Annotated in this window: 23 protein-coding genes; 12 read left to right on the forward strand and 11 right to left on the reverse strand. The window is 73.9% G+C overall.

What is annotated here, in order from left to right; all coding sequences use genetic code 11:
- Positions 1-49 precede the first annotated feature (49 nt).
- Together glgA and glgC are read left to right on the forward strand one after the other, a co-directional pair.
- Complete coding sequence (glgA, locus tag OG494_RS14860; protein ID WP_328456004.1) at positions 50-1204, forward strand: glycogen synthase; 1155 nt, start codon at positions 50-52, stop codon at positions 1202-1204.
- Positions 1201-2418: a glucose-1-phosphate adenylyltransferase gene (gene glgC, locus OG494_RS14865; RefSeq protein ID WP_328456006.1), complete on the forward strand. Its 1218-nt coding sequence runs from the start codon at positions 1201-1203 to the stop codon at positions 2416-2418. The genes glgA and glgC overlap by 4 nt, the downstream gene beginning before the upstream one ends.
- A gap of 12 nt (positions 2419-2430) precedes the next feature.
- Here the strand turns inward: glgC and OG494_RS14870 are convergent, their stop codons facing one another.
- Both OG494_RS14870 and OG494_RS14875 read right to left on the reverse strand, forming a co-directional pair.
- On the reverse strand, positions 2431-2562 hold the full coding sequence (locus OG494_RS14870) for a hypothetical protein (protein WP_328456008.1): 132 nt from the start codon (positions 2560-2562) through the stop codon (positions 2431-2433).
- A 75-nt stretch (positions 2563-2637) separates the two neighbouring features.
- Positions 2638-2814 (reverse strand): hypothetical protein, encoded by a 177-nt coding sequence (locus tag OG494_RS14875; protein WP_328456009.1) that lies wholly within the window; start codon positions 2812-2814, stop codon positions 2638-2640.
- A gap of 413 nt (positions 2815-3227) precedes the next feature.
- On the opposite strand from OG494_RS14875, the gene OG494_RS14880 reads away from it, so the two are divergent.
- Positions 3228-4265, forward strand: coding sequence for an NADPH:quinone reductase (locus OG494_RS14880; RefSeq protein WP_328456011.1), 1038 nt, complete (start codon positions 3228-3230; stop codon positions 4263-4265).
- Here OG494_RS14880 and OG494_RS14885 read toward each other — a convergent pair.
- The gene (locus tag OG494_RS14885) at positions 4249-5103 is read right to left on the reverse strand and encodes an NAD(P)-dependent oxidoreductase (RefSeq protein WP_328456012.1); all 855 of its coding nucleotides are present in this window, start codon (positions 5101-5103) and stop codon (positions 4249-4251) included. The two genes, OG494_RS14880 and OG494_RS14885, sit on opposite strands and share 17 nt — an antisense overlap.
- Before the next feature lie 54 nt (positions 5104-5157).
- Between OG494_RS14885 and OG494_RS14890 the strand changes: the two genes are divergently transcribed.
- The 5 genes from OG494_RS14890 to OG494_RS14910 all read left to right on the forward strand — a co-directional run bounded on the left by OG494_RS14890 (position 5158) and on the right by OG494_RS14910 (position 11374).
- Complete coding sequence (locus OG494_RS14890) at positions 5158-5295, forward strand: hypothetical protein (protein ID WP_328456014.1); 138 nt, start codon at positions 5158-5160, stop codon at positions 5293-5295.
- Positions 5296-6046: 751 nt separating this feature from the next.
- A complete protein-coding gene (locus OG494_RS14895) occupies positions 6047-7915 on the forward strand; it encodes a serine/threonine-protein kinase (RefSeq protein ID WP_328456016.1) in 1869 nt (622 codons plus the stop codon).
- Positions 7912-9711, forward strand: a complete 1800-nt coding sequence (locus OG494_RS14900) for a serine/threonine-protein kinase (protein WP_328456018.1) — start codon at positions 7912-7914, stop codon at positions 9709-9711. The genes OG494_RS14895 and OG494_RS14900 overlap by 4 nt, the downstream gene beginning before the upstream one ends.
- Before the next feature lie 151 nt (positions 9712-9862).
- Positions 9863-10690 (forward strand): NAD(P)H-binding protein, encoded by an 828-nt coding sequence (locus OG494_RS14905; protein ID WP_328456020.1) that lies wholly within the window; start codon positions 9863-9865, stop codon positions 10688-10690.
- Between the two features lie 78 nt (positions 10691-10768).
- Entirely contained in the window at positions 10769-11374 is a 606-nt protein-coding gene (locus tag OG494_RS14910) for a hypothetical protein (RefSeq protein WP_328456022.1), read from the forward strand.
- Between the two features lie 21 nt (positions 11375-11395).
- Here OG494_RS14910 and OG494_RS14915 read toward each other — a convergent pair whose 3' ends face one another.
- Together OG494_RS14915 and OG494_RS14920 are read right to left on the reverse strand one after the other, a co-directional pair.
- Positions 11396-12379: a TIGR01777 family oxidoreductase gene (locus OG494_RS14915; RefSeq protein WP_328456024.1), complete on the reverse strand. Its 984-nt coding sequence runs from the start codon at positions 12377-12379 to the stop codon at positions 11396-11398.
- Positions 12380-12438: 59 nt separating this feature from the next.
- Positions 12439-13326 carry a LysR family transcriptional regulator gene (locus tag OG494_RS14920; RefSeq protein WP_328456026.1) on the reverse strand — a complete coding sequence of 296 codons (888 nt, stop codon included), beginning with the start codon at positions 13324-13326 and terminating at the stop codon, positions 12439-12441.
- 112 nt (positions 13327-13438) lie between these two features.
- Here OG494_RS14920 and OG494_RS14925 point away from each other — a divergent pair, with 112 nt between their 5' ends.
- The 3 genes from OG494_RS14925 to OG494_RS14935 are packed head-to-tail and all read left to right on the forward strand — an operon-like array spanning position 13439 to position 16503.
- The gene (locus OG494_RS14925) at positions 13439-14653 is read left to right on the forward strand and encodes an MFS transporter (RefSeq protein WP_328456028.1); all 1215 of its coding nucleotides are present in this window, start codon (positions 13439-13441) and stop codon (positions 14651-14653) included.
- A 47-nt stretch (positions 14654-14700) separates the two neighbouring features.
- On the forward strand, positions 14701-15558 hold the full coding sequence (locus OG494_RS14930; protein ID WP_328456030.1) for a universal stress protein: 858 nt from the start codon (positions 14701-14703) through the stop codon (positions 15556-15558).
- Positions 15559-15567: 9 nt separating this feature from the next.
- The gene (locus OG494_RS14935) at positions 15568-16503 is read left to right on the forward strand and encodes an SDR family NAD(P)-dependent oxidoreductase (RefSeq protein WP_328456032.1); all 936 of its coding nucleotides are present in this window, start codon (positions 15568-15570) and stop codon (positions 16501-16503) included.
- Positions 16504-16526: 23 nt separating this feature from the next.
- Here the strand turns inward: OG494_RS14935 and OG494_RS14940 are convergent, their stop codons facing one another.
- Positions 16527-16970 carry a DUF6294 family protein gene (locus OG494_RS14940; protein ID WP_328456034.1) on the reverse strand — a complete coding sequence of 148 codons (444 nt, stop codon included), beginning with the start codon at positions 16968-16970 and terminating at the stop codon, positions 16527-16529.
- A 241-nt stretch (positions 16971-17211) separates the two neighbouring features.
- On the opposite strand from OG494_RS14940, the gene OG494_RS14945 reads away from it, so the two are divergent.
- Entirely contained in the window at positions 17212-19353 is a 2142-nt protein-coding gene (locus OG494_RS14945) for an AfsR/SARP family transcriptional regulator (protein WP_328456036.1), read from the forward strand.
- Here the strand turns inward: OG494_RS14945 and OG494_RS14950 are convergent.
- The 5 genes from OG494_RS14950 to OG494_RS14970 all read right to left on the reverse strand — a co-directional run bounded on the left by OG494_RS14950 (position 19334) and on the right by OG494_RS14970 (position 23941).
- The gene (locus OG494_RS14950) at positions 19334-19684 is read right to left on the reverse strand and encodes a DoxX family protein (protein ID WP_328456038.1); all 351 of its coding nucleotides are present in this window, start codon (positions 19682-19684) and stop codon (positions 19334-19336) included. The genes OG494_RS14945 and OG494_RS14950 overlap by 20 nt on opposite strands.
- A gap of 64 nt (positions 19685-19748) precedes the next feature.
- Positions 19749-20138: an STAS domain-containing protein gene (locus tag OG494_RS14955; RefSeq protein WP_328456040.1), complete on the reverse strand. Its 390-nt coding sequence runs from the start codon at positions 20136-20138 to the stop codon at positions 19749-19751.
- A 181-nt stretch (positions 20139-20319) separates the two neighbouring features.
- Positions 20320-21600, reverse strand: a complete 1281-nt coding sequence (locus OG494_RS14960; protein WP_328456042.1) for a pectate lyase family protein — start codon at positions 21598-21600, stop codon at positions 20320-20322.
- Positions 21600-22868 carry a Gfo/Idh/MocA family protein gene (locus tag OG494_RS14965; RefSeq protein ID WP_328456044.1) on the reverse strand — a complete coding sequence of 423 codons (1269 nt, stop codon included), beginning with the start codon at positions 22866-22868 and terminating at the stop codon, positions 21600-21602. Before OG494_RS14965 ends, OG494_RS14960 begins: the two co-directional genes overlap by 1 nt.
- Positions 22865-23941, reverse strand: a complete 1077-nt coding sequence (locus tag OG494_RS14970; RefSeq protein WP_328456046.1) for a Gfo/Idh/MocA family protein — start codon at positions 23939-23941, stop codon at positions 22865-22867. The genes OG494_RS14965 and OG494_RS14970 overlap by 4 nt, the downstream gene beginning before the upstream one ends.
- Between the last annotated feature and the right edge of the window lie 35 nt (positions 23942-23976).

Here is a 23976-nt window from a genome sequence, read left to right on the forward strand (position 1 = left end):
CGGGACGCCAGACTGCGCCGCAGGGTGGTGAGGCCATAGGGTTCTCCTCATGAAGGTCGGCCTGCTCACCCGGGAGTACCCGCCGGAGGTCTATGGCGGAGCCGGGGTCCACGTGGAGTTCCTCGCCCGGGAGTTGCGGTCGCTCGTCGACCTCGACGTGCACTGCTGGGGCCCGGACCGGCCGGACGCGACCGGGCACACCGACCCGCACGGCTACCGCCAGCCGGCGTTCACGACCATGGACATCGCCGTCTCGATGGCGAACGCCCTCGACGGCCACGACCTCGCGCACAGCCACACCTGGTACGCGAACCTGGCCGGCCACCTGGCCAAGATGACCTACGGCATCCCCCACGTGGTCACCGCGCACTCGCTGGAGCCGCTGCGGCCCTGGAAGGCCGAGCAGCTCGGCGGCGGCTACCGCGTCTCGTCCTGGATCGAACGCGAGGCCTACGAGTCGGCCGACGCGATCGTCGCGGTCAGCGCCGGCATGCGCCAGGACGTGCTCACCGCGTACCCGGCCGTGCCGCCCGAGCGCGTCCACGTGATCCACAACGGCATCGACACCGCCCTCTACCGGCCCGACCCGGGCACCGACGTCCTCGCGAAGCACGGCGTCGACCCGGACCGGCCCTACGTGCTGTTCGTCGGCCGGATCACCCGGCAGAAGGGCGTCCCGCACCTGGTCCGGGCCGCTGCCGCACTCGACCCGGACACGCAGCTGGTGCTGTGCGCGGGCGGCGCGGACACCCCCGAGCTGGACGCCGAGTTCCGCGGCCTGGTCGCCGACCTGGAGAAGACCCGCACCGGCGTCCGCTGGATCCCGGACATGCTGCCGCGGCCCGAGGTCGTGCAGCTGCTCACCCACGCCGCGGTGTTCGCCTGCCCGTCGGTCTACGAGCCGCTCGGCATCGTGAACCTGGAGGCGGCGGCGTGCGGCACGGCCGTGGTCGCCAGCGACGTCGGCGGGATCCCGGAGGTCGTCGACGACGGCCGGACCGGCCTGCTGGTGCACTACGACGAGGCGGACACCGCCGGGTACGAGGCGCGGCTGGGCGCGGCCCTCAACGAGCTGGTGGGCGACCCGGACCGGGCCGCCGCGATGGGTACCGCCGGCCGCGAGCGCGCGGTCGGCGAGTTCGGCTGGAAGGCGATCGCCGAGCAGACGGTCGCCCTCTACGAAGCGTGCGGGAGGTCCTCGTGAACAGTGGAGCCGACGTTCTGGGCATCGTGCTCGCGGGCGGCGAGGGCAAACGCCTGATGCCGCTCACCGCCGACCGCGCCAAACCCGCCGTGCCCTTCGGGGGTGTGCACCGGCTGGTCGACTTCGTGCTGTCGAACCTGGTGCACGGCGGGATCCGGCGGCTGTGCGTGCTGACGCAGTACAAGTCGCACTCGCTCGACCGGCACATCTCGACGACGTGGCGGCTCTCGGCGCTCACCGGCGAGTACGTCACGCCGGTGCCGGCGCAGCAGCGGCTGGGCCCGCGCTGGTACCAGGGCAGCGCCGACGCCATCCACCAGAGCCTCAACCTGGTCTACGACGAGGACCCCGAGTACATCGCGGTGTTCGGCGCGGACAACATCTACCGGATGGACCCCCGGCAGATGCTGGAGACCCACATCTCCTCCGGCGCCGGCGTCACGGTAGCCGGGATCCGGGTGCCGCGCGCCGAGGCGAGCTCGTTCGGCGTCATCCGCACCACCGACGGCCTGATGATCGACGCGTTCCTGGAGAAGCCCGCCGACCCGCCGGGCCTGCCGGACTCCCCCGACGAGTCATACGTGTCGATGGGCAACTACATCTTCACGACGAAGGTGATGCTGGAGGCGCTGCACGCCGACGCCGAGAACGCCGCGTCGCACCACGACATGGGCCGCGACATCATCCCGGCGCTGGTGAAGTCCGGTGAGGCGGCGGTCTACGACTTCAGCGGCAACGTCGTGCCCGGCGAGACCGAACGCGACCACGGCTACTGGCGCGACGTCGGGACGATCGACAGCTACTACGACGCGCACACCGACCTGATCTCCACGCACCCGATCTTCAACCTCTACAACCGCAAGTGGCCGATCCTGGCCCACCCCGGCCAGCGCGCGGCGGCGAAGTTCGTCGAGGGCGGCTCGGCGAACCAATCGATCGTGAGCCCCGGCTGCATCATCTCGGGCGCGCAGGTCGTCGATTCGGTGCTCTCGCCCGACGTCCTCGTCGAGCACGGCGCGGTCGTCCAGGGCTCGGTGCTGCTGGACGGCGCCCGGGTCGGCCGCGGCGCGGTGGTGCGCCGGGCCATCCTGGACAAGAACGTGGTGGTCCCGCCAGGCGCGCACATCGGCGTGGACCTGGCTCGCGACCGCGGGCACTACCACGTGAGCGAAGGCGGCATCGTGGTGCTGGGCAAGGGGGAACGCGCCATCTGACCCGCGCCGGCGTCAGGCCCCGTCGGCCGCGGAGATCCGTTCGACGACCTGGCGCGGGTCGATGCCCCAGCGCTCGGCCAGCTCCGAGATCGACGCTCCCGCCGCGTACTCGGCAGCGATCATGCTGTTCACGACGCCCGCCAACGTCCTGCTCCTCACCCGCAGATGCACGTGCAGCCAAGATGCTACAGCTTCCGCGCGGACGTCGAACAATCTGCCTCAAGTTCCGCGGTGCCCGCCGCGCGGCCGCCACGCCGCGAGGCCGCACGCCACCGCTACCAGCAGGAAGACGGCGGCGAGTGCCACCGCCCAACTGACCCCCGTCGTCACGGCGAGGTAGACCTGTATCACCGCGACCACCGCATACGTCACGGCCAGGCCCCGCCAGGCACGCATCGGCACCTCCCTCGCCACCGGCACGCCCGAAAACCGATCGGCGACCGGGCCATTCCCGCCGGTCACCGCCCCGATTCGGCCCCGCCCGCCGGATTCCCCTTATTCGCGTTCTCCGCCGAACCCGCGCGGGCCGCGCTGGCCACGGCGTCGAAGATGGGCGTCGGCTCACCTTCGTCACGCTTCGACCGCTCTTCGCGCGATGTGCGCAATTCCTCTCCCACGCGCCCAGTTTCCGGGGCGCGGGCCGATTTCGCTCGGGCAACACCGAAAATCGCCCGGCCGGGGGATCACCCCTACCGCGCGCGTTTACCCGCCATTTTCCGGCCGGGACCGGAAACGCCCGGCATTTCCGCACGTCATCCAATTCCGGCGGGCCGGGAATAACCCGGGGGCCCGGCGGGATTGCACGGGTCATGAAAGCTGTCGTCTACCGCCGCCACGGCGGACCCGAAGAGCTGTCGCTGTCGGAGCGGGACGCCGGGGAGCCCGGGCCCGGCGAGGTCCGCGTCCGGCTCGTGGTGTCCGCCGTCAACCCCACCGACTGGAAGGCCCGGCAGGGCCGGGGCGCCGAGGCCGGGACCGAAGTACCGGACACCGTCCCCAACCAGGACGGCGCCGGGGTCGTGGACGCGGTCGGCCCGGACGTGACCGGCTTCGCCCCCGGCGATCGGGTGTGGACGCTCCTCGCCGGCACGCACGCGCCGGAGTCGGGCACCGCCCAGGAGTACACGGTCCTGCCCGCCGGGAAGCTCGCCGCGCTGCCCGACGGCGTCGGCTTCGACGAAGGCGCCGGGTTCGGCATCCCGGCCCTGACCGCCCACCGCGCGCTCACCGTCGCCGAGGACGGGCCGTCGCGCCTCTCCCCCGGCGCCCTGGCCGGCCGGACGGTGCTGGTCAGCGGCGGGGCCGGCGCGGTCGGCAACGCCGCGATCCAGCTCGGCCGCTGGGCCGGCGCGACGGTGATCGCGACGGTCAGCAGCGACGCGAAGGCCGCCCTCGCCCGCGCAGCCGGCGCCCAGCACGTGCTGCACTACCCGGACCCGGAGCTCGCCACCCGGATCCGCGAGATCGCGCCGGACGGCGTCGACGTGGTCGTCGAGGTCGCACTGGGCGTCAACGCTCCCCTGCACGCGCAGGTGCTGCGCGCCCGCGGCACCGTCGCGGCCTACGGCGACGACCGGGGCACCGGCACGATCAGCCTGGAGTTCGGCGCCAACCTGTGGCTGAACACGCGGTACCAGTTCCTGGTGCTCTACACGGTCGGGGCGGACAAGCTGCGGGCCGGCGCCGAGGACATCAACGCGGCCTTCGCCGACGGCGCGCTGCGGCTCGGCGACGACCGGGGCGTGCCGGTCCACCGCTTCGCGCTGGCCGACACCGCGAAGGCGCACATCGCGTCGGAAGAGGGCGCGACCGGGAAGGTGCTGATCGACGTCAGCCCGGCTGGGTGACGCTTGAGGTGACGTCCCGGGTGACGGTCAGCGCGGCGAGCAGCTCGCCGGCCGTCACCCCTTCGTCGTCGCGGTGGTCGCGCCAGCGGCCGAACAGTTCCCGCGCGGCGGTGAGCAGCGCCGGGGACAGCCCCGCTTCGGTGCAGGCGGCGGCGATCTCGGTCATTTCGCCCTCCCACCGCCAGGCGCGCTGTCCCGCCGATTCGAGAGCGCCCGGCGCGCCGAGCGGGGTGTCCCGCCGGACCGCCCCGGCGAGCTCGCGGAAGACGTCGTCCACGCCGTGATGGGCCGCGAGGGCGTGGGCCTGCGCGGCGAGCGCGTAGGTGAGCTTGTTGTACGAGGCGAACGCGAGCTTGAGCGCCGAGGCCCGCCCGACCGGCCCGTCGAGCACGATCGGCTTGAGGAAAGTCCCGGCGAAGAGGCTTCCAACGCGGCCCGCGTCCTTGCCGGACAGGTAGAGGCGCGTGGACCCGTCGTGCCGCGGCGGCGCCCCGACGATCCCGCCGTCGACCACACTCGCCCGACCGTCGAACAGCTCCTCGATCTCCCGCGCGTGCCCGGGGCTGATGGCGTTCGCGTCGAGGTAGACGCCCGCGAACCCGCTCGCGGCGACCTCCCGGGCGACGTCGACCGCGGCGGCGGGCGGGCAGATGCCGAGGACGACGTCGCAGCCCCTCAGGTCGGCGGCCTCGATGAGCCCGGCTTCCGCCGCCCGCCGTCGCGTGGCGGGACCGCGCCCGGCGGGCAGCCAGCGGGTGGGAAAACCCCGGTCCACGAGAAGCGCGCCGACCGCGGCGCCCATCGCCCCGGGGTGGAGCAGTCCGACGGAAGTCTGCACGGGTGGTCCTTTCGCGCTTGACCTCGAGTGTCGTCGAGGTTCGAGACTCGGGGGATGGAAGCGACCACGGCCACCCGGTTCGGCGGGCCTGAGGTCCTGGCCCCCGTCACGCTACCCACGCCCGAGCCCGGAGAGGGCGGCTGCGCGTCCGGCGGCGGGCCGCCTCCGCTGCTCGGCCGGACGTACCCCTAGCCGAGGCGGCTGCAGCGCACGCGGAACGCCGCGCGGTGGGGAGATCCTCCTGCGCCCCTGACCTCGCCTGCCGGCGAGGTCTTCGTGAGGGTGCCCCTCACGGCTTCCCGGTCCGTGAGGGGCACCCTCACGACACTCAAGTCCCTGAGGGTGCCCCTCACGGCCTCGGGGCCGGCGGACTCGCTGGTGCGGCGCCCGGAACGCCGACCGTGCTCCGGCGGCCGGTCTCCCGCGACCGCGCTCTGGCGGCCGGTTTCCCGCAGCCGGCCACCCGCGACCAGTCCTCCGCAGCCGGTCCTCCGCAGCCAGCCTCCCGCAGCCGGTCCTCCGCAGCCGGCCACCCGCGACCAGTCCTCCGCAGCCGGTCCTCCGCAGCCAGCCACCCGCGACCAGTCCTCCGCAGCCGGTCCTCCGCAGCCAGCCTCCCGCAGCCGGTCCTCCGCAGCCAGCCTCCCGCAGCCGGTCCTCCGCAGCCAGCCTCCCGCAGCCGGTCGTGAGTGTTTGGACGGGTTAGAACCCGTCCAAACACTCACGACCTCAGCCGGCGGCCCCCCGGTCCCGAGCCGAGCCTGGGTCGGGTCTGCGCCCTGGGCCGCCGGCTCCCAAGCCGTGAGGGTGCCCTTTAGGGCGCTCAAGTCCCTGAGGGTGCCCCTCACGACCTCCGGCGCCGCCGGGTGATCGGCGCCACCGATGTGGACATTCGCGGCCGCCGCGTCACTCGTTCGCTCTACGATCGCCCGCGGAGGTGGGTGTGGAGCCGTTGGGTGCGGGTGAGCCGGCGCAGGTCGGGCGGTACCGGCTGCTCGCCGCGATCGGTGAGGGCGCGATGGGGCGCGTACTGCTCGGCGTCTCGCCCGACGGCCGGCTCGCCGCTGTCAAGCGGGTGCACCGGGGGTTCGCGCACGATGCCGGGTTCCGGGAACGGTTCCGGCGGGAGGTCGACGTCTCGCGGCTCGTCTCCGGGGCCTACACCGCCGCCGTCATGGACGCCGATCCGGACGCCGAGACGCCGTGGCTGGCCTCCGTGTTCGTCGCCGGGCCGTCGTTGCAGGAGGCGCTCGACTCGATCGGGCCGCTGCCGCCCGCGCACGTGCGGCACCTCGCCGCCGGGCTGGCGTCGGCACTCGACGGGATCCACCGGGCCGGGCTGGTGCACCGGGACCTCAAGCCCAGCAACGTCCTGCTCGCCGAAGACGGCCCGCGTGTCATCGACTTCGGCATCGCCCGCGCCGCCGAGGGCGGCACCGACCTCACCCACACCGGCGCGATCCTCGGCTCGCCCGCGTTCATGTCGCCGGAGCAGGCCGAAGGACGGCCGCTGACGTCGGCGAGCGACGTCTTCTCCCTCGGCGCGCTCCTCGTCCTCGCCGCAACCGGGCGCAGTCCGTTCGCCGGGGCGTCGGCGCCGCAGTCGCTCTACAACGTCGTCCACACGCACCCCGACCTGCGGGCCCTCCCGCCGGACGTCCGCGCCCTCGCCGAGCCGTGCCTCGCCAAGGATCCGGGGCGACGGCCGTCGCCCGCGCGGATCCTCGAGTTCCTCGGCCCGTTGCCGCCGGTCCCCCGCCCGTGGCCGCCCGCCGTGCACGCCCTGATCGCGCGCCGCCGAGCCGAAGTCCAGGACGTCCTCACGAAACCGCCGAAGCCACGACGGCGCGGCCTCCGGATCGCGCTCGCCGCGGCGGCCGCGGTAGCCGTGATCGGCGGCACGATCACCACCGTCGCGCTGACCGGCGACGACCCGGGCACGACCGCGGCGAGCCCGCCCGCCACCACACCGGTGACCACGACGTCCGCGCCGAACCCGGACCCCCTGGGCCCGGACCGCCTCCGGGGCGTCGACCCCTGCAAGGTGCTGCCCTCGGCACCCGGGGCGGGCACGCTCACCCCGAAGATCGACGTCCACCTGTTCAGCTGCACCTACGAGACCGCCCGGCGCCAGTGGCTGGACCTGACGATCGGCGGCCCGGTCGCCGCGAAGGGCACTCCGGCCGGGGATCTGGACGGCCTGCCGCTGAACGTCGAGGAGAAGGCCGGTGGCTGCACCGCCGCCGTACCGGTGGTGGACCGCGCGGACACCACGATCGGCGTCGAAGCCGAAGGGTCGGCCGAGAAGTTCGACAACCCTTGCGACGTCGCGAAAGCCGCCCTCGGCGAGGCGCTGAAGCGCCTGCGCGGCAGCACTTCGGCGACGCCGGCCGGCAGCCTCGCTCCGATCGACCCCTGTCCGCTCGTCCCGATCGCGACCGCCCAGCGGATCGTCGGGCCGGTCACCAAGGTCGAGCCGCGCGGGCTGCACGAATGCCACTGGGCCGTCGCGGGTGACGTCACCGTGACGCTCGAACGGGGCATCCCGCCGTTCCGCACCACCGATTCGTACTACGACTCCAGCACCACCACCGACCTCGACGGCGTCACCGCCTACGTCACCACGAAGCGGTACAACCCCGCGAAGGTGAACTGCACCCTCACCTGGCGGCACCGGCCCTACGACGACAGGACCTCGGAGAACGTGATCGTCGGCTACACCACCTCCGCCAGTTCGCTCACCGTCGAAGAGACCTGCCGCCAGGCGCAGGACTTCGCCAAGACGGTCAAGTCCGGGCTGCCGAAACCGTGAGGCCGCTGGAGCCGGGTGACCCCCGGACCGCCGGCCGGTACCGCCTGGTCGCCGCACTCGGCGAGGGCGGCATGGGCCGCGTCCTGCTCGGCGTGGCGCCGGACGGCCGGCTCGTCGCGCTCAAGCAGGTGCACCCGGAGTTCGCGCACAATGCCCGCTTCCGCACCCGGTTCCGGCAGGAAGTGCAGGCCTCGCAACGGGTTTCGGGCGCGTTCACCGCGGCCGTGATGGACGCCGATCCGGACGTCGAGACGCCGTGGCTGGCTTCGGTGTTCGTCACCGGGCCGTCCCTCAAGGAGGCCGTCGACGCCACCGGCCCGCTGCCGGTGGACGCCGTGCGACGGCTCGCCGTCGGCCTCGCGTCCGCGTTGACCGAGATCCACCGGGTGGGGCTGATCCACCGGGACCTCAAGCCGGGCAACGTACTCCTGACCGGCGACGGCCCGCGGGTGATCGACTTCGGCATCGCCCGCGCCACCGAGGGCGGCGCCGACCTCACCGGCACCGGCGGCATCATCGGCTCCCCCGCGTTCATGTCGCCCGAGCAGGCGGAAAGCCGGCCGCTGACGCCGGCGAGCGACGTCTTCTCCCTCGGCGGCCTGCTGGTGATGGCGGCGACCGGCCGCGGCCCGTTCACCGGCGCGACGACCGCGCAGATGCTCTACAACGTCGTGCACGCCGAGCCCGACCTCACCGGGCTGGCGCCGGAGATCCGCGCGCTCGTGGAACCGTGCCTGGCCAAGGATCCGGCCCGGCGTCCGGCGCCGCACCGGATCCTGGACCACCTGGGCCCGGTGGCGCCGGGCACGCGGCCGTGGCCGCCCGCGGTGGACCGGCTGATCGAGGGCCAGGAGGCCGCGGTCCGCACCGCGCTGTCCTGGCCGGTCCCCGCCCCCGTGGCCCCGCCGGTCCCACGGCCGCCGAAGCGACGCTGGGTGCCGGTCACCGTCGTGCTGGCGTCCGTGGCCGCCCTCGCCGCGGGCAGCCTGTTCGCAGTGAACATCTTCGGCGCGGACCCGCCGCCACCGTCGGCGAACCTGGACCCGACGAGCCTGGACACCTTGCGCCGCACCGATCCCTGCAAGGTGCTGAACGGCGTCCCCCTCACCGGCGTCGGCACCCTGCAGGCCCAGGACACGCTGTACTTCGACCGCTGCGACTACCGGCCGCGCTCCGGTGGGAAGGTCACGCTCAAGCTGGGCGACCGGTTCACCTTGGACGGCGGGAGCCCGGCCGGGGACCTCGACGGCAGGCCGGTGCTGCTCAGCAAGGTCGGGGGCAGTACGTGCGACGCGACCGTCCAGCTCCCGGCGCAGGCCGAACTGGGCGTGACGGCCATCGCCGACACCTGTGACCTGGCCAAGACCGCGCTCGGCGAGGCGCTGAGGCGAATCGGCGCCGGCAACGACCGGTACGACCTGGCGCCCGGGACCTTCCTGGCGCTGGACCCGTGCGCCGTGCTCGACGAACCCGCGGTGGCGCAGGCGGTGGGCCCGGTCCGCCAGGTCGCCCTCACCGGGCTACGCACGTGCGAGTGGACCGCGACGACGTCGCTGAAGCTGTCGTTCGAGAAGCTGACCGCCGGTGTGCCCGACGCCGGGTCGCCGGTCGGCCTCGGCGGCCGGACGGCCACCCAGCGGGCGCTCGGCGACAGCTGTTTCCTGACCTGGGACCACCGGCCCTACGACACGGACCAGGTGGAGCACGTCCGGATCTTCACGTCGAAACCCGGCGGCTCCTGCGACGCGGCCGTCGCGTTCGGCAAGGCCTTGGTCGCGAAACTGCCGGAAACCTGACCGTGGTAACTTGGCGACAGGCGAAGTGAAGCGTCGGAACGCTTCGCCCGTCACGACCGTGACTCCCTTGGCGCGCCAGGTAACAACTGCCTGCCGCGTGAGGTGAGCCGTCGTGCGAGACCTCCCGCGGTAGCCGAGCAGGAGGACCATCATGACCACTTTGGTGATCGGCGCCCGCGGAAGTGTCGGGCGGCACGTCGTCGACCAGCTCCTCGCCGCCGGGGAACCCGTGCGCGCGTCGGTGCGCAACCCCGCGACCGCGGACCTGCCCGCCGGCGTCCCGGTTGTCGCGGCCGACCTGACCCGGCCCGCCACGCTGACCGGGGCACTGCGCGGCGTGCGGCAGGTCTTCGTCTACGCGCCGACCGACGGCGCGGACGATTTTGCCGCCGCGGCAAGGGAAGCCGGCGTGGAGCACGTCGTGGTGCTGTCGTCGGGCAGCGTGCTGCTCCCCGCCGCGGCCGGCAACCTGATCGCGGAAGAACACCGCGCGGTCGAGGCGACGATGACGGCGTCCGGCCTGCGCTGGACGCCGATCCGCCCGCTGGTGCTGGCGACCAACGCGCTGAACTGGGCGGACTCGCTCCGCGACGAGGGCGTGGTGCGGCTGGTGCACCCGGAGGGGAAGACCGCGCCGATCCACGAACGCGACGTCGCGGCGGTCGCCGTCGCGGCGCTGCTGGGCCACGACGCCGCCGACGGGATGCTCACCGGGCCCCGGCTGCTCTCCCAGCGCGAGCAGGTCGAGCTGATCGCGGCCGCCGCCGGCGTCCCGGTCCGGATCGAGGAACTGACAGAAACCGAAGCACGGCACCGGTTCGGGCAGTTCGAGAAGCCGGAGGTCGTCGACGCGATCCTCGCCTTCATCGCCGACGCGGCGCGGGGCGGCTCGCCGGTGACCGGCACCGTCGAGAAGGTGCTCGGCCGCCCGGGGATCGGGTTCGGGCAGTGGGCCGCCGAGCACTTCCCGCGGCGCTAGGCGCAAGCCTGCTCGCGGTGTTCGCACCCGGGGCGCGAACACCGCGGGTTCGGCTCGCCGGCGCCTAGACTCGGCGGCGTGACCGAACTCGCCACCACCAGGCGCTCCCTCCACGGCGTCGCCGAACTGCTGCTGGCCGGCCCGCAGCACCGGGCGGCCGGCCGGATCGAACTGCGCGTGGCCGACGGCGGGTTCGCCACCGTCGTCGCGCCGGCGTTGCGGCTCGACGGCGACCACCTCGTGACGAACTCGGTCCGCGTCCCGCTGGCCGGCCGCACGTACCTCGACGTCGCCGCGGCGGCCGGGCTGACCGCGGGTGAGCCCGAGGGCGTCTACTCGGGCGGGCCCGGCGTCCGGCCGGACGAGACGATCACCCTCGACGCCGCGGCGCTGACGACGTTGCTGCGGGGTTTCGCCGACGGCGACCGGGCGCTGCGCGAGTTCGCGCCCGACGCGACGCCGGTGCTGTGGCCCGAGCACTTCGACGTCGCGATCACGCTGGACGAGGTCAACTACGGCGTCTCCCCCGGCGACGGCTACCTGGGTGAGCCGTACGCGTACGTCGGCCCGTTCGAGCCGAGGGAGGGCGGGTTCTGGAACGCCCCCTTCGGCGCGGCCCGGCCGCTGACCGATCTCGACGGCGCGATCACGGAGTTCTTCCGGGCCGGCCGCGATCTCGTGTGATCAGAGGGCCGACACGCGTGATCAGGAGGTCGACACGCGCGGTGCCCTTCGACGCGACGACCTGGTGCGGCGCACCAGGTCGTCGGCGGCCGCGGGCCACGCCGGGAACTCGAACTCGAAGCCCGCGTCCAGCAGCCGTCCCGGGACCACCCGGCGGCTCTTCAGCAGCAGTTCCGGGTCGCTGCGCAGGACGAACGCGCCGAGTCCGGCCATCCAGCGGGTGGCGGGCAGGCCGAACGGGACGCCCGCTGCCGCGCGCAGGGCACGCAGGAAGTCGCGGTACGGCAGCGGTTCCGGCGCCGCGAGGTTGACCGGGCCGCTCAGGTCGTCCCGCGCGATGAGGAGGTCGATCGCGCGCAGCAGGTCGTCCTCGTGGATCCACGACAGGTACTGCGCGCCGCCCGCGACCGGGCCGCCCAGACCCAGCCGGGTCAGGCGCAGCAGCGCCTCGAACGCGCCGCCGGGCTCGGGGCTCATCACCATCGACGTCCGGAGCGCGACCTTGCGGGTCCGCGGCGTCTCCGCCCGTTCCTGCTCCCGTTCCCAGGCCCGCGCGATGTCGACGCTGTAGCCCCAGTAGGCGGGCGCGTCCGGTTCGGCGCCGCCGAGCACGCCGGTGGTTTCGTCGTTGGACGCGTCGAACCGGTGGGCGTAGATCGTCGCCGTGCTCATCTGCAGCCAGACCCGCGGCGGCGCCTCGGCGCGTTCGATCGCGCCGCCGACGACGCGGGCCGAGTCGGTCCGGGACGACATCATCTCCCGCAGGTTCGCCGCCGTGTAGCGGCAGTTCACCGACCGGCCGGCGAGGTTGACGACGACGTCGCTGCCGTCGATCTCGGTGGTCCAGGCGCCGGGGGTGCGCCCGTCCCACCGCACGCACCGCGTCCACGGCCCGGGTCCGGCGTCGCGCCGGCTCAGCACCACGACTTCGTGCCCCTGCCCGGTCAGGGCCCGGCTCAGCACCCGGCCCAGATGGCCGGAGCCTCCCGGCAGCACCACCTTCATGACGTTCCCCCTTCACGGTCGTCCCCCGCACCCGACCGTACCGGAAGAGTTGAACACGTTCAAATATGGTCTTGGGCCGTGACGAGATCGAGCAGGGTGCGCAGCGCCCGGCTCGGCGGCTTCGCGCTCGCGGAGACCAGGTTCAGCGGCCAGTCCAGGCCCGCACCCGCCAGCGGCAGCGTGACGACGTCCGGCTCGTCGGCCTCGGGCAGCTCCGGGATGACGGCGATCCCCAGGCCGGCCCGGACGTACCCGGGCACGGTCCGCAGGTCGGCGACCTCGACGGTGACCCGCCGGGGCGAGCCCAGCACGTCGTAGGCGCGGTCGACGAGAACCCGGTTGCCGAAACCGCGCGGCATGTCGACGAAGGACTCCCCGGCGAGGCTCTCGAGCCGGATCTCCCGCTCGCGCGCCAGCGGATGGCCGTGCGGCAGCAGCGCGACGAACGGCCGGGATTCGAGCGCTCGGACGTCCAGCCCGGGCAGGTCCGCGCCGGGCAGCCCGACCAGCGCGGCGTCGAGCCGGCCCTGGCGGACGTCCTCGGCGAGGCCGGTCGACCCGGTGATCGACACCGTGACCTGGATGTCGACCAGCGGGTAGCGGCGGTGGAACGCGCCGAGCAGCCCGGGCAGGTCGACGCTGCCGATCGCCGTCAGTGTGCCGATCCGGAGGCTGCCGCGCAGCCCCGCCGACGCCTCCTGGACCGTCGCGCGGGCACGCTCCAGCGCTTCGATCGCGACCTTCGCCTCGGGCAGGAAGGCGACGCCGGCCGCGGACAGCGCGACCTTGCGGGTGGACCGGTCGAACAGCCGCGCGCCGAGCTCGGTCTCCAGGGCCCGGACCGCGGCCGACACGGTGGACTGCACCGCGTACAGCCGCTGGGCGGCCCGGGTGAAACTGAGCTCCTCGGCGACGGCGACGAAGTACTCCAGCTGACGCGTCTCCATACGAGCCAATTTATCGCCCGAATCGATAACTGGCACCACGACTCTTCGTTGGACTTGGTGAGTCGGCGGGTTCATGGTGGAAGGCGGAAGATCCGAAGACCAGGAGGTCAGCATGTCCGCCACCATCACCCCGGCCCGGCCCGGCGCGCGCCTGCGGGTGAGCCACGGCCTGGGGTTCGGCATCATCGCCGTCGCCTTCGCGACCGCGCTCGCGTTCTCGACCGTCCCGACCCCGCTGTACGCGCTCTACCAGCAGCGGGACGGCTTCCCCACCTTCGTCGTCACCGTCGTCTTCGCCGCCTACGCGGTCGGCGTGATGCTGAGTCTCTACCTGGCCGGGCACGTCAGCGACTGGCTGGGCCGCCGCCGCGTCATCCTCGCCGGGCTGCTGGCCGAAGCCGTCGCCGCCGCCCTGTTCCTGCTCTGGCCGGACGTGCCGGGCCTGATCGTCGCCAGGCTGATCAGCGGCGCCGGGATCGGCGCGCTCACCGCGACCGCCACCGCGCACCTGTCCGAGCTGCGCGCCCAGGCGAACCCGGACGCCGACCCCGGCCGTTCCGGCCTGATCACGACCGTGGTGAACGCCGGCGGCCTCGCCATCGGCCCGCTCGTCGGCGGCTTCTTCGCCCGGTTCGCCGACCAGCCGCTGCGCACGCCGTTCACCGTCTTCCTGGTGGTGCTGCTCGTCGAGGCACTCGCGGTGAGCCTGGTGCCGGAAACCGTGGAACGCCGGGAAGAGCGGCCCGCCTACCGGCCGCAGCGGCTTTCCCTGCCGCCGGCCGCCCGGTCCGAGTTCACCGGCGCCGCGATCGGCGTGTTCGGCGCGTTCGCCATCAGCGGCCTGTTCATGGCGCTCGCCCCCGCGCTGCTGGCGCAGGAACTGCACCAGCCGTCGCGGCTGCTCGCCGGGATCGCGCCCTTCGTGATGCTCGGCAGCGCCGCGCTCGTCCAGATCGTGTTCGCCCGCGCCGGCACGCGGCCGCAGCTGCGGTCCGGGTACGTGCTGATGGGTGTCGGTCTGGTGCTGCTGGCGGTGTCGGCGTTCACCGCGTCGCTCCCGCTGTTCTTCGTCGCGGCCGTGCTCGGCGGGTCCGGGTTCGGCCTGGGCTTCCGGGCAGGCGTCGGCACCGTCGCCGCGCTCGCCGACCCGCTCACCCGCGGCGAAGTCCTGGCCGCGCTGTTCCTCGCCGCCTACGCGGGCCTGGTCCTGCCGGTGCTGACGACCGGCCTGGCGATGCTCTGGCTGCCCGGTCCGGTCGTGCTGGCCGGGTTCGCCGTGCTGGAACTGGGGTTGATCGGCTGGTCCGCGCGGCGCACGCTCGCCTGACCGCGGGCTTGCCGCCGGCGGACGCCAGCCCGCGTCAGGAGCCGCCGATGACCACCCCGCCGATCGTCACGGGAGCCGACGGCTCGGCCGAGTCGCTCGACGCCGTCCGCTGGGCGGCGCGAGCGGCCCGGCTGCACGGCAGGCCCCTCGAAATCCGGCACGCGCTCGACTTCCCGGCGCTGTTCGCCGGCGGCGAGGTGCCGCCGCCCGAAGAGATGCTGGACGCGTTGCGGGCCCGCGGCCGGCGCGCGCTGCGGACCGCGCGGGAGCTCGCCGCCGCGCAGGGCGTGCCGGACGCCGTCATCCGGCTCGATCCCGACCGCGCCGCCCAAACCCTGATCGAAGTGTCGCGGACCGCCGCGTTGCTGGTGGTCGGCGCGTCCGGACGCGGCCGGTGCGCCGGGCGGCTCGCCGGCGCGGTCGCCGCGGCGGTCGGCACCCACGCGCACTGCGACACGGTGGTGGTCCGCGGCGACCACTGGGACGAGCGCGACACCGGCGGCCCAGTCCTCACGGGCGTCGACGGCGGCGACGCCGGGACGCGGGTCCTCGCGACGGCACTCGCCGAAGCCCGAGTCCGGAAGGTGCCGCTGGTGGTGCTGCACGCGTGGGCCGACGAGCCACCCGCGGAGCTGGATCGCCAGGCCGTCTCCGACGCCGGCCGCCGGCTGCTGGAGGAGCAGGTCCGGACCGAGGACGTCGAGGTGGAACGGGTGGTGGTCCCGGCGCACCCGCGGCGCGCACTGGTCGAGCGCAGCGTGACGGCCCAGTTGATCGTGCTGGGCGACCGCGGCCGCGGCGGCTTCCCGGGACTGTTGCTGGGCTCCACGGCCCAGGCGCTGCTGCACCACGCCGCCTGCCCGGTCCGGCTGGTCCGCACGGCGCGACCGCCGGTCCGGCCGTAGCGTGGACCGGTGATCGCTCCTCTCGCCGGCCTGGCCGACCTCGTCCTCGATCGGACGGCGGCCGGTTACACCCGGTTCGGCTACCTGCTCCGGCGGCCCCACTGGCGGCCCGACGACCCCGCACCCGGTGCGCTGCAAGGAAAAGTGGCCCTGGTGACCGGCGCGGGTTCGGGACTGGGCCAGGCCTGCGCGACCGAGCTGGCGCGGCTCGGCGCGTCCGTGGTCATGCTCGTGCGCGACCTCGGCCGCGGCGCCCCCGCCCGCGACGACGTCCTCGCCCGGGTGCCCGGCGCGGACGTCCGGCTCGCGCACTGCGACCTGTCGAGCCTCGCCTCGGTCCGCGCCTGCGCCGCCGAGCACCCGCGGGTGGACGTCCTGATCCACAACGCGGGCACCCTCCCGCGCGAGCGCTCGGAAACCGAAGACGGGCACGAAGTCACGCTCGCCACCCACGTCCTCGGCCCGCTGCTGCTCACCGGGCTGCTCCGGCCGGCACTGCGGGAGGGCCGGGTGATCTTCATGTCCTCAGGCGGCATGTACACCCAGGCGCTCGCCGCGGACGACCCCGAATACCGCTCGGGCACCTACCGCGGCGCGGTCGCCTACGCCCGCACGAAACGGATGCAGGTCGAGCTGACGCCGGTGCTGGCGCGGCGCTGGGGGCTGGCGGTGCACAGCTGCCACCCGGGCTGGGCCGACACCCCGGGCCTGACCGGGTCGCTCCCGCTGTTCCGGCGCGTGACGCGCCCCTTCCTGCGCACGGCCGCGCAGGGCGCCGACACCGCCGTCTGGCTCGCCGCGACCGAGCCGGCTCCGGACGCGGGCCGCTTCTGGCACGACCGCCGCCCGCGTCCGGAGCACCTGTTCCCCCACACCCGCCCCGACGACGCACGGGTGCGGAAGCTGCTGGACTACTGCCTCGAAGCCACCGGCCTCGACGGGTAGCCGCCGGGACCGGTGGTCCCCGCTCAGCAGCTCGAGTGCTGGATCGACTTGAAGATGTCGACGGCGCCGAACAGCGCCGCGTCGTACTTGAAGTGCGCGCTCCAGGTGTAGCGCGGCGGCGGGTTGCCGTCGTTCATCCGCGGGCTGTCGAACGTGCCCGCGGAGAACAGCTTCGTCCCGGCCGTCGTCTTGAAGTCGAAGCTGGAGTGCCAGACGTCCCCGCTGTGGGTCTGGTACGTCAGCGTGGTCGCACTCCAGTCGCCGGTGCCGTCCGAGCGCAGGACGATGGTGCCGTTGTCCTGCTCGCAGTCGCCCGCGTGCAGCTGGCCCCAGGTCGCGCTCTTCACGTCGAGCACGGCGGCGGTGTTCGCCGGCGCGGCCTGCGCCGCCGGCGCGGCGGCCAGCAGCGCCGCCCCCGCGGCGGCCGTCGCCAGAACCGTGCCCAGACCCCGGATCGTGTGCCTCATCGAGTTCCCTCCCGTGTGGTGAGTCCCGCGGAACGGTGCTGTCCGGCGGGACGTGGCCGAGCTTCACAGCGCCCATCGACAGCCCATCGACAGTCCATCGACACTCCATCGACAGCGCATCGACACGCCATCGACAGTTCGTCGATCACGACCTCGCGTACGACGTATCTCGCACGGCACGTCCTGCTCCTGTAGACCGAAACGCGGACTCGTCCGCGGTGGAGGGGCGGGGATGAGCGGGATGACCGCGCGTGGCGTGGATCGTGGTGTGGATCTGGGCGTCCTGGGGCCGTTCGAGGTCGGGATCGGCGGGGAACCGGTGGACGTCGGCGGGCCGCGGCTGCGCACGCTGCTGGCCGTGCTGGCCGCGGACGCCGGCCGGGTCGTCAGTGTGGGCGCGCTCGGGCGGGCGCTGTGGGGTGACCAACCGCCCGACCAGGTCGACCGGACCGTGCGCACGTACCTTTCGCGGCTGCGCCGGACCTTCGCGCCACCGCTGCTGTTGACGCGGCCACCGGGATACGTGCTGCACGTGGCCCCGCAGGCCATCGACGCCGTACGGTTCGAGCAGCTCGCCGGCGAGGGACGCCGGGCACTCGCCGCGGGCGACCACGGCACCGCCCGCACGCACCTGACCACCGCGCTGGACCTGTGGCGCGGCGCCGCGTACGGGGAGTTCGACGAGGTCGAAGTGCTGGCCGCCGAAGGGATGCGGCTCGAGCGGGTGCGGCACAACACCGTGCAGGACCGGATCGACGCCGACCTGGCCGCGGGCGAGGACACCGGCCTGATCGCCGAGCTCGAAGTGCTGACCGCCGCGTTCCCCGGCCACGAACGGCTCTGGGCGCAGCTGATGACCGCCCTCTACCGGGCCGGGCGCCAAGGCGACGCGCTCGAGGTCTTCCGCCGCGCCCGCCGCGACCTCGTCGGCGCGTCCGGCCTGGAGCCGTCACCCATCCTCACCGAGGTGCACCGGCGCGTCCTCGCCCACGACCCGAGCCTGCTCGCCGTGCGGCCCCGGCAGACGATCGCCGTCCCGGACGTCGACTCCCTCGGCGCCGGAGAACACGCGCTGCTCGAAGAAGGCGACCTCCGGACGAGCCGGACGCACTTCGAGGACGCCTACCGCAAGGCCGAGCTCGCCGGCGACGTCGACACGCTCGGACGCGCCGTGCTCGGGCTGGGCGGGGTGTGGGTGCACGAACACCGGACGTCGGCCGCGTCGACGACACTCCTGACCCGGCTGCGGCAGGTGCTGGACCGCGTCGACCCGGCGTCCCGGCTGGGCCGCCGCCTGCGGATCCGGCTGGCCGGCGAGCTGGACTACGAGAACAGCGCGCACGACCGGATCCTGGCGCTGACCGGGGAAACCCGGGCGGCCGGCGATCCCGTCGCGCACGCCGAGGCGCTGAGCCTGGCCCACCACTGCCTGCTCGGCCCGGACCACGCGGCGCTGCGGCAGTCGCTCGCCACCGAGCTGGTCGGCGTGAGCGGGCCGTCGGGACGGCGTACCGACCTGGTCATGGGCGTGCTGTGGGACACCGTCGACCGGTTCCTGGCCGCCGATCCGCACGCCGAACGGCGGCTCGGCGAGCTCGAAGACCTGCTGGCCACCCGGAAACACCTGGCGGCCGGCTTCGTGGCCGCGTCGCTGGAGGTCATGCTGGCGATCCGGGCGGGCCGGTTCGCCGAGGCCGAGGCGGGCGCGCAGGCCTGCGCCGAGCTCGGGCAGGTGGCCGGCGACCCCGACGCGCTCGGCTGGTACGGCGCGCAGCTGGTGGCGATCCGCTGGTTCCAGGGCCGGCTCGGGGAGCTGGTGCCGGTGCTGGACCGGCTGATGCACTCCCCCACGCTCAGCCCCATCGACAACTCGTACTACGCCGCGCTGTCCGTGGCGGCCGCGTACGCGGGCGATCACCGGACGGCGGTGGGCGCGCTGGCGCGGCTGTCCGGCGACGACCTGGGCGCGTTGCCCCGCTCCAGCACGTGGCTGCTTTCGCTGTGCGGGGTGGCGGAAACGGCGTACCTGGTGGACGACACCGAAACGGCGGCGCGGGTCTACGACCTGCTCCGCCCGTTCGGCCACCTGCCGGTGATGGCGAGCCTCGCCATCGCCTGCTTCGGCTCGGCCCACTACCCGCTGGGCACGGCGGCGCTGACCACGGGAGACGCGGACCTGGCCGTGACGCACCTGCGCGCCGCGGTCCGGCACAACCTCGCGCTCGCCCACTGGCCCGCGGTGGTGTTCTCCCGTCGCCGGCACGCGGAGGCCTTGACCCGCCGCGGCCGACCGGGCGACGCCGCGGCCGCCGACCGCGAGCTGGCGGCGGCCGACGAGGAGGCCCGCGCGCTGGACGGCCAGCTCACGTCACCGGGCCGGTGACCAGGCACGCGACCGCCAGGACCAGGTACGCCCCCGGCGCGGCGAGGGTGCGGAACGCCCGCGCCCGCACGTGCGCCCCGACCGCGCCCACGAAGAACAGCACCAGGCCGATCGCCGCGGCCGTGCCCCACACCGTGAACCCGGCCAGGCCCGCGGCGAGCCCGGCCGCGCCCGCGAGCTTCAGGACGCCCAGAGCCGGCACCCAGCCCGGCGGCACGTCCACCGCCGCGGAGTTGGCCAGCACAAAACGCGCGCGGGCCAGGTCGGCGACGCCCATCACGGCGTTCGCGGCGATGGTCACGAAGGTGACGACGAGGTGAGCGGTGGTCATCGGCGAAGTCCTTGCCCCGGAAGCGGTTACGCCTCCTCGACGGCCGGGCCGCACCGAAGGTGACTCACCGCTCGGCGGCTTGCGCGATCTCCACCACGCCGCTCGCCCAGGGGCCCTCCAGCCGGAACATCGACCTCAGCGCCGCGAGGTCGAGCGCCCGCCGCACCACGCTCGAGGGTCGCACGACCAGCTCGATCCCCGCGTCGGCACACCGGGACCGCAGCCGGGCGAACGTCGCCATCCCCGTCACCCCGCAGAACCCGACACCCGTCAGGTCGACGACCAGCCGCTGCGGCTCGTCGGCCACGGCCCGCCCGAACTCGACTTCGAGCATCGGCCGAGTGGACATGTCGACCTCACCCGTCACGGTGACGCGCAGGGTCCCGGGCGTCGGCCGGGACGTCACCGCGGTCAGCATCAGTCCCGTCGGATCGGGGGCGGGCGTCTCGGTCAAGGTGGAACTCCCTTTCGGCTGCGGATGATCACCGCCTACCCGGTCGCCGGGAGCCCGAAACCTCGTTGTCCGGTCAAGCGCCCTCGGCCGCCGCCCGCAGACCTGCCCGCCCAAGACACCAACCGACTCGAGCGGCGGATCACCAAGGTCCGGGTGATCCGCCGCTGTCGGAGAAGCGGGCCTAAGCCCGATCCGGACCCGCGCCCGCCGTCACGCGGGCCGGGACCTCGCGCGCCGGATCGAGGCGCGGTACCAGGGCCGGGGTCCAGCCGACGTCCGGGCCCAGGTCCGGGTCGTTCGCCGCGTTGTACTCGGCCAGCAGGTCGACCGGGCGCGGACGGGCGTGGCCGGCGGCGACCAGCGTTCCCGTGGCGTGCAGCACCGTGCCCTTCCAGTACTTCACCAGCGCGCCCAGCGGCAGCGCGGCCGGGATGCGGAAGAAGTTCTCCTCCGCGTAGATGCGGGATTCGACGCCCACGCCCAGCGAGTACGTGTACGACGCGACCTCCGGCACGCGGTATAGGTTGTTATACACATGTACCCGGCCGTACCGGACGCGGGGGGCGCGCTGGCCGGTGGCGGTGAACTCGTTGTGGTGCACGGTGACGCGCAGTTTGCCGGCGTCGGCGTCGGGGTGGTCGGTGCTGCCGATCAGCATGGTCTTGTCGTGGTCGTGCAGCCGGTTCCAGGAGACGGTGACCAGGTCCGAGCCGGTGACGATGTCGAGCAGGCCGTCGTGGACCTCGTACTTGCGCCCGAAGTACTCGACGGATCCGGTGTCGGCACCGTCGCCGAAGTCGTTGTGGTCCACCCAGACGTGGGTGGCGCCGACGAGGTCGAGGTTGTCGTACTCGGAGTTCCAGTTGCCGTCGGCGCCGTCGAGGGGGTCCCACTGCGGGAAGCAGTCGTGCGCGTCCTCGAAGCGCAGGTTCCGCAGGATGACGTTGTCGCCGGTGACGCGCAGGGTCAGCCCGTGCAGTTTCGCCCCGCCGAGGCCGACGACGGTCGTGTTCGGGCCGACGTCGAGCACCACCTGGGCGGCCTGGTTGGCCTGCGACCGCGCCCGCGCGTCCTCCAGCGGCCCGGACACCGGGGTCCTGTCCCAGGTCGCCGGGTCGTACCGCGCCAGGTACGCGGGCAGGTTGTACGCCGGGTCGGCGAAGTCGTCGCAGCTCATCGGCCGGTCGCGGGCGTCGACGTTGCCCTCGATCGTGCCGCGGACGTAGACGATCTTGGGGACGCCGGGGCGGGCCGCGAGCGCGGCGGCCAGCTCGGAGCGCTTCGACACCGTGCGGACGTCCCGGGGTGCCGCGGCCGCGCCGCCGGTCGTCCCGGTGGTCGCCGCGGCCCAGCCGTCACGCGCGCCGAGCACCACCCGGCCGGGCTCGGCGCCGTGCGCCGACGCCGGCGCGGCCGTGGTGATCAGTCCTATTAGGACAAGGCAGGCCGTGAACCGCATCATCACTCCCTCGATCGGTGTCCGGACGCGCCGATTTCGTCGAGCAGGCCGTCGATCCCGACCGGCTCGCCGGTGCGCAGGGACCGGTTCGCGGCGAGCCCGGTGAGCAGGGCCCGCAGCCCGTCCTCGTGGTCGGCCGCGCAGCCGAGCGGGTCGGGCGCCGCGTCACCGAGCAGTTCGGCGAGCATCCGTTCGTCCCCGCCGCCGTGGCCCTCCCCCAGCTCCTGGTCGAGCACGACCTCGGGCGGTTCCCAGTGCCGCTGCCGGATCAGCAGGGCGCGGGACGGTGTGGCCGCGGCGCCCGCGTGCTCGTTCTCCCGGACGTCGAGTTCGAGCCGGCCCTCGCTGCCGGAGAACACGACGCGGTAGCCCTCGCAGGGTGAATAGGCGTGCAGGTGGTAGTTCAGCACCACGCCGCCGCGGTGGCGGACGAGGACCGACAGGTCGTCCTCGATCGTGATGCCCGGGGAGAACACGTTGCGGTCGCGGAGATAACCGTCCTCGGCCTCGGCGTCCCGGTACAGCGCCCGCAGCCGCGGCGAGCTCTCGAGGTCGAGGGCGAAGGGGTCGTCGCGCGCCGCCGGGTCCGTCCCGCGGGTGTACCCGGTGGCGTGGCCGTGCCGCCGGCCGTTCTCCTCGCCGTAGAAGACGAGCCCGCCCAGCGCGTACACCGTCTCCGGGCCGCGGCCGAGCCACCAGTTGACCAGGTCGAAGTGGTGCCCGGACTTGTGCACGAGCAGCCCGCCGGAGTGCTCCTTGTCGCGGTGCCAGCGGCGGAAGTAGTCGGCGCCGTGCGCGGTGTCGAGCAGCCAGCTGAACTCCACCGAGCCGATTTCGCCGACGGCGCCTTCGGCGAGCAGCTCGCGCACCCGCCGGTGCACCGGGTTGTAGCGGTAGTTGAAGGCGACCCGCACCGACCGCCCGGTCTCCCGCTGCGCCGCCAGGATCAGCCGGGCGCCCTCGAGGTCGGTCGTCATGGGCTTCTCGGTGACGACGTCGCAGCCGGCGGTGAGGGCGTCCGCGACGTAGCGGGCGTGCGTGTGGTCCGGCGTGCACACCACGACGACGTCGATCCGCTCCTTTGCGAGCATCGCGCCGAAGCCGTCCGGCCCGTAACACGGCACGGCCGTGCCGAGCCAGCTGTTGTGGACCCGCATGCGCGTCTCGTTGTGGTCGCAGAACGCGGCCGGCTCGGCTCGCGGTGAGGCTGCCAGGGCCCGGGCGAACAGCTCGGCACGCGAACCGAGTCCGACGATCGCGTACCGCTTCATGCCGGGTACCCCCAGGACAGGTCGAGTTCGGAGAACAGGGCGAGCCGTCCGGCCGCGTCGTCGACGGCGGCGTCGACACCCGGCACGACGAACCGGTCCTCGTCCCGCACGGCCGGTAGCGGACGGGGTTCGGGGGCGCCACGCACGGCCTCGACCAACGCGGTGAAGGCGCGTGTCCGCGTCAGTGGCGCGAGCAACGGGACCTGATCGCGGACGTGCCGGACGAGGTTGCTGAGCAGGTCTTCCGGCGGCCCGACGCGAACCGTCTCGTCGCCGATGACGAGGTCGTCGGTCTTGTAGTGCCAGCGGATCCGGCCCGCGGTGCCGTGGACGAGCACGTACGGGTCGTGGTCGGCCTCGGCGGTGAGCGTGGCCGCGACGACGACGTCCGGCGCGTTCTCGAAGGTGAGCCGGGTGCACGCGGTGTCGTCGCACTCGATGTCGCGCGCCCGGTACAGCTCGACGGTGACCCGCTCCGGGTCGGTGTCGGCGGTGCCGTTGAGCAGCAGCGCGGACGCGACGGCGTGGGCGAAGGGGTTCGTCAGCGACCCGTCGCCGAGGTCGCGGCGGCCCGCCCACGCGGCGCGCTGGTAGTAGTCGTCCCGCCGGATCCACGCCCCGGCCGCGCCGACGCCGGTGACGTCGCCGATCTCGCCACGGTCGATCGCGGCGCGGATCACCGGGATCGCGGCGGACCCGAAGCTCTGGAACCCGGTCTGGACGGCCCGGCCCCGCCGCGCGAGTTCGTCGAAAGCGGCCAGGTCGAGCACGGGTGGTTTCTCGACGAGCAGGTGACACCCGGCGTCGAGCGCGAGTCGCGCGAGCAGTAGATGGGTGCGGGGCGGGGTCGCCACCACCGCGATCCCGGCGCCGGTGCGGGACAGCAGCTCGGCGGGATCGTAGGTGACGATCGCGCCGTCCGGCAGCAGTTCGAGGGATTCCGGCGGCGGGTCACGGACGTCGCACGCGCCGGCGAGCACGATCTCGCCGCGGTCGTGCAGCTCCCGGGCCCGGCGCAGGTGGGTGGCCGCGTAACCGGCGGTGCCGAAGACGACGAGGAGAGGCGCGCTCATGAGCGCGCGCCGATCGCCGGTACGGGATTCGGCAG

This window comes from Amycolatopsis sp. NBC_00438 (genome assembly GCF_036026695.1).
GTDB lineage: Bacteria > Actinomycetota > Actinomycetes > Mycobacteriales > Pseudonocardiaceae > Amycolatopsis.

Coding starts and splice junctions, on each gene's coding strand:
- glgA (WP_328456004.1), top strand. CDS start 50: ATGAAGGTCGGCCTGCTCACCCGGGAGTACCCGCCGGAGGTCTATGGC.
- OG494_RS14875 (WP_328456009.1), bottom strand. CDS start 2,814: ATGCGTGCCTGGCGGGGCCTGGCCGTGACGTATGCGGTGGTCGCGGTG.
- OG494_RS14880 (WP_328456011.1), top strand. CDS start 3,228: ATGAAAGCTGTCGTCTACCGCCGCCACGGCGGACCCGAAGAGCTGTCG.
- OG494_RS14890 (WP_328456014.1), top strand. CDS start 5,158: ATGGAAGCGACCACGGCCACCCGGTTCGGCGGGCCTGAGGTCCTGGCC.
- OG494_RS14905 (WP_328456020.1), top strand. CDS start 9,863: ATGACCACTTTGGTGATCGGCGCCCGCGGAAGTGTCGGGCGGCACGTC.
- OG494_RS14915 (WP_328456024.1), bottom strand. CDS start 12,379: ATGAAGGTGGTGCTGCCGGGAGGCTCCGGCCATCTGGGCCGGGTGCTG.
- OG494_RS14920 (WP_328456026.1), bottom strand. CDS start 13,326: ATGGAGACGCGTCAGCTGGAGTACTTCGTCGCCGTCGCCGAGGAGCTC.
- OG494_RS14925 (WP_328456028.1), top strand. CDS start 13,439: ATGTCCGCCACCATCACCCCGGCCCGGCCCGGCGCGCGCCTGCGGGTG.
- OG494_RS14930 (WP_328456030.1), top strand. CDS start 14,701: ATGACCACCCCGCCGATCGTCACGGGAGCCGACGGCTCGGCCGAGTCG.
- OG494_RS14940 (WP_328456034.1), bottom strand. CDS start 16,970: ATGAGGCACACGATCCGGGGTCTGGGCACGGTTCTGGCGACGGCCGCC.
- OG494_RS14945 (WP_328456036.1), top strand. CDS start 17,212: ATGACCGCGCGTGGCGTGGATCGTGGTGTGGATCTGGGCGTCCTGGGG.
- OG494_RS14950 (WP_328456038.1), bottom strand. CDS start 19,684: ATGACCACCGCTCACCTCGTCGTCACCTTCGTGACCATCGCCGCGAAC.
- OG494_RS14960 (WP_328456042.1), bottom strand. CDS start 21,600: ATGATGCGGTTCACGGCCTGCCTTGTCCTAATAGGACTGATCACCACG.
- OG494_RS14965 (WP_328456044.1), bottom strand. CDS start 22,868: ATGAAGCGGTACGCGATCGTCGGACTCGGTTCGCGTGCCGAGCTGTTC.
- OG494_RS14970 (WP_328456046.1), bottom strand. CDS start 23,941: ATGAGCGCGCCTCTCCTCGTCGTCTTCGGCACCGCCGGTTACGCGGCC.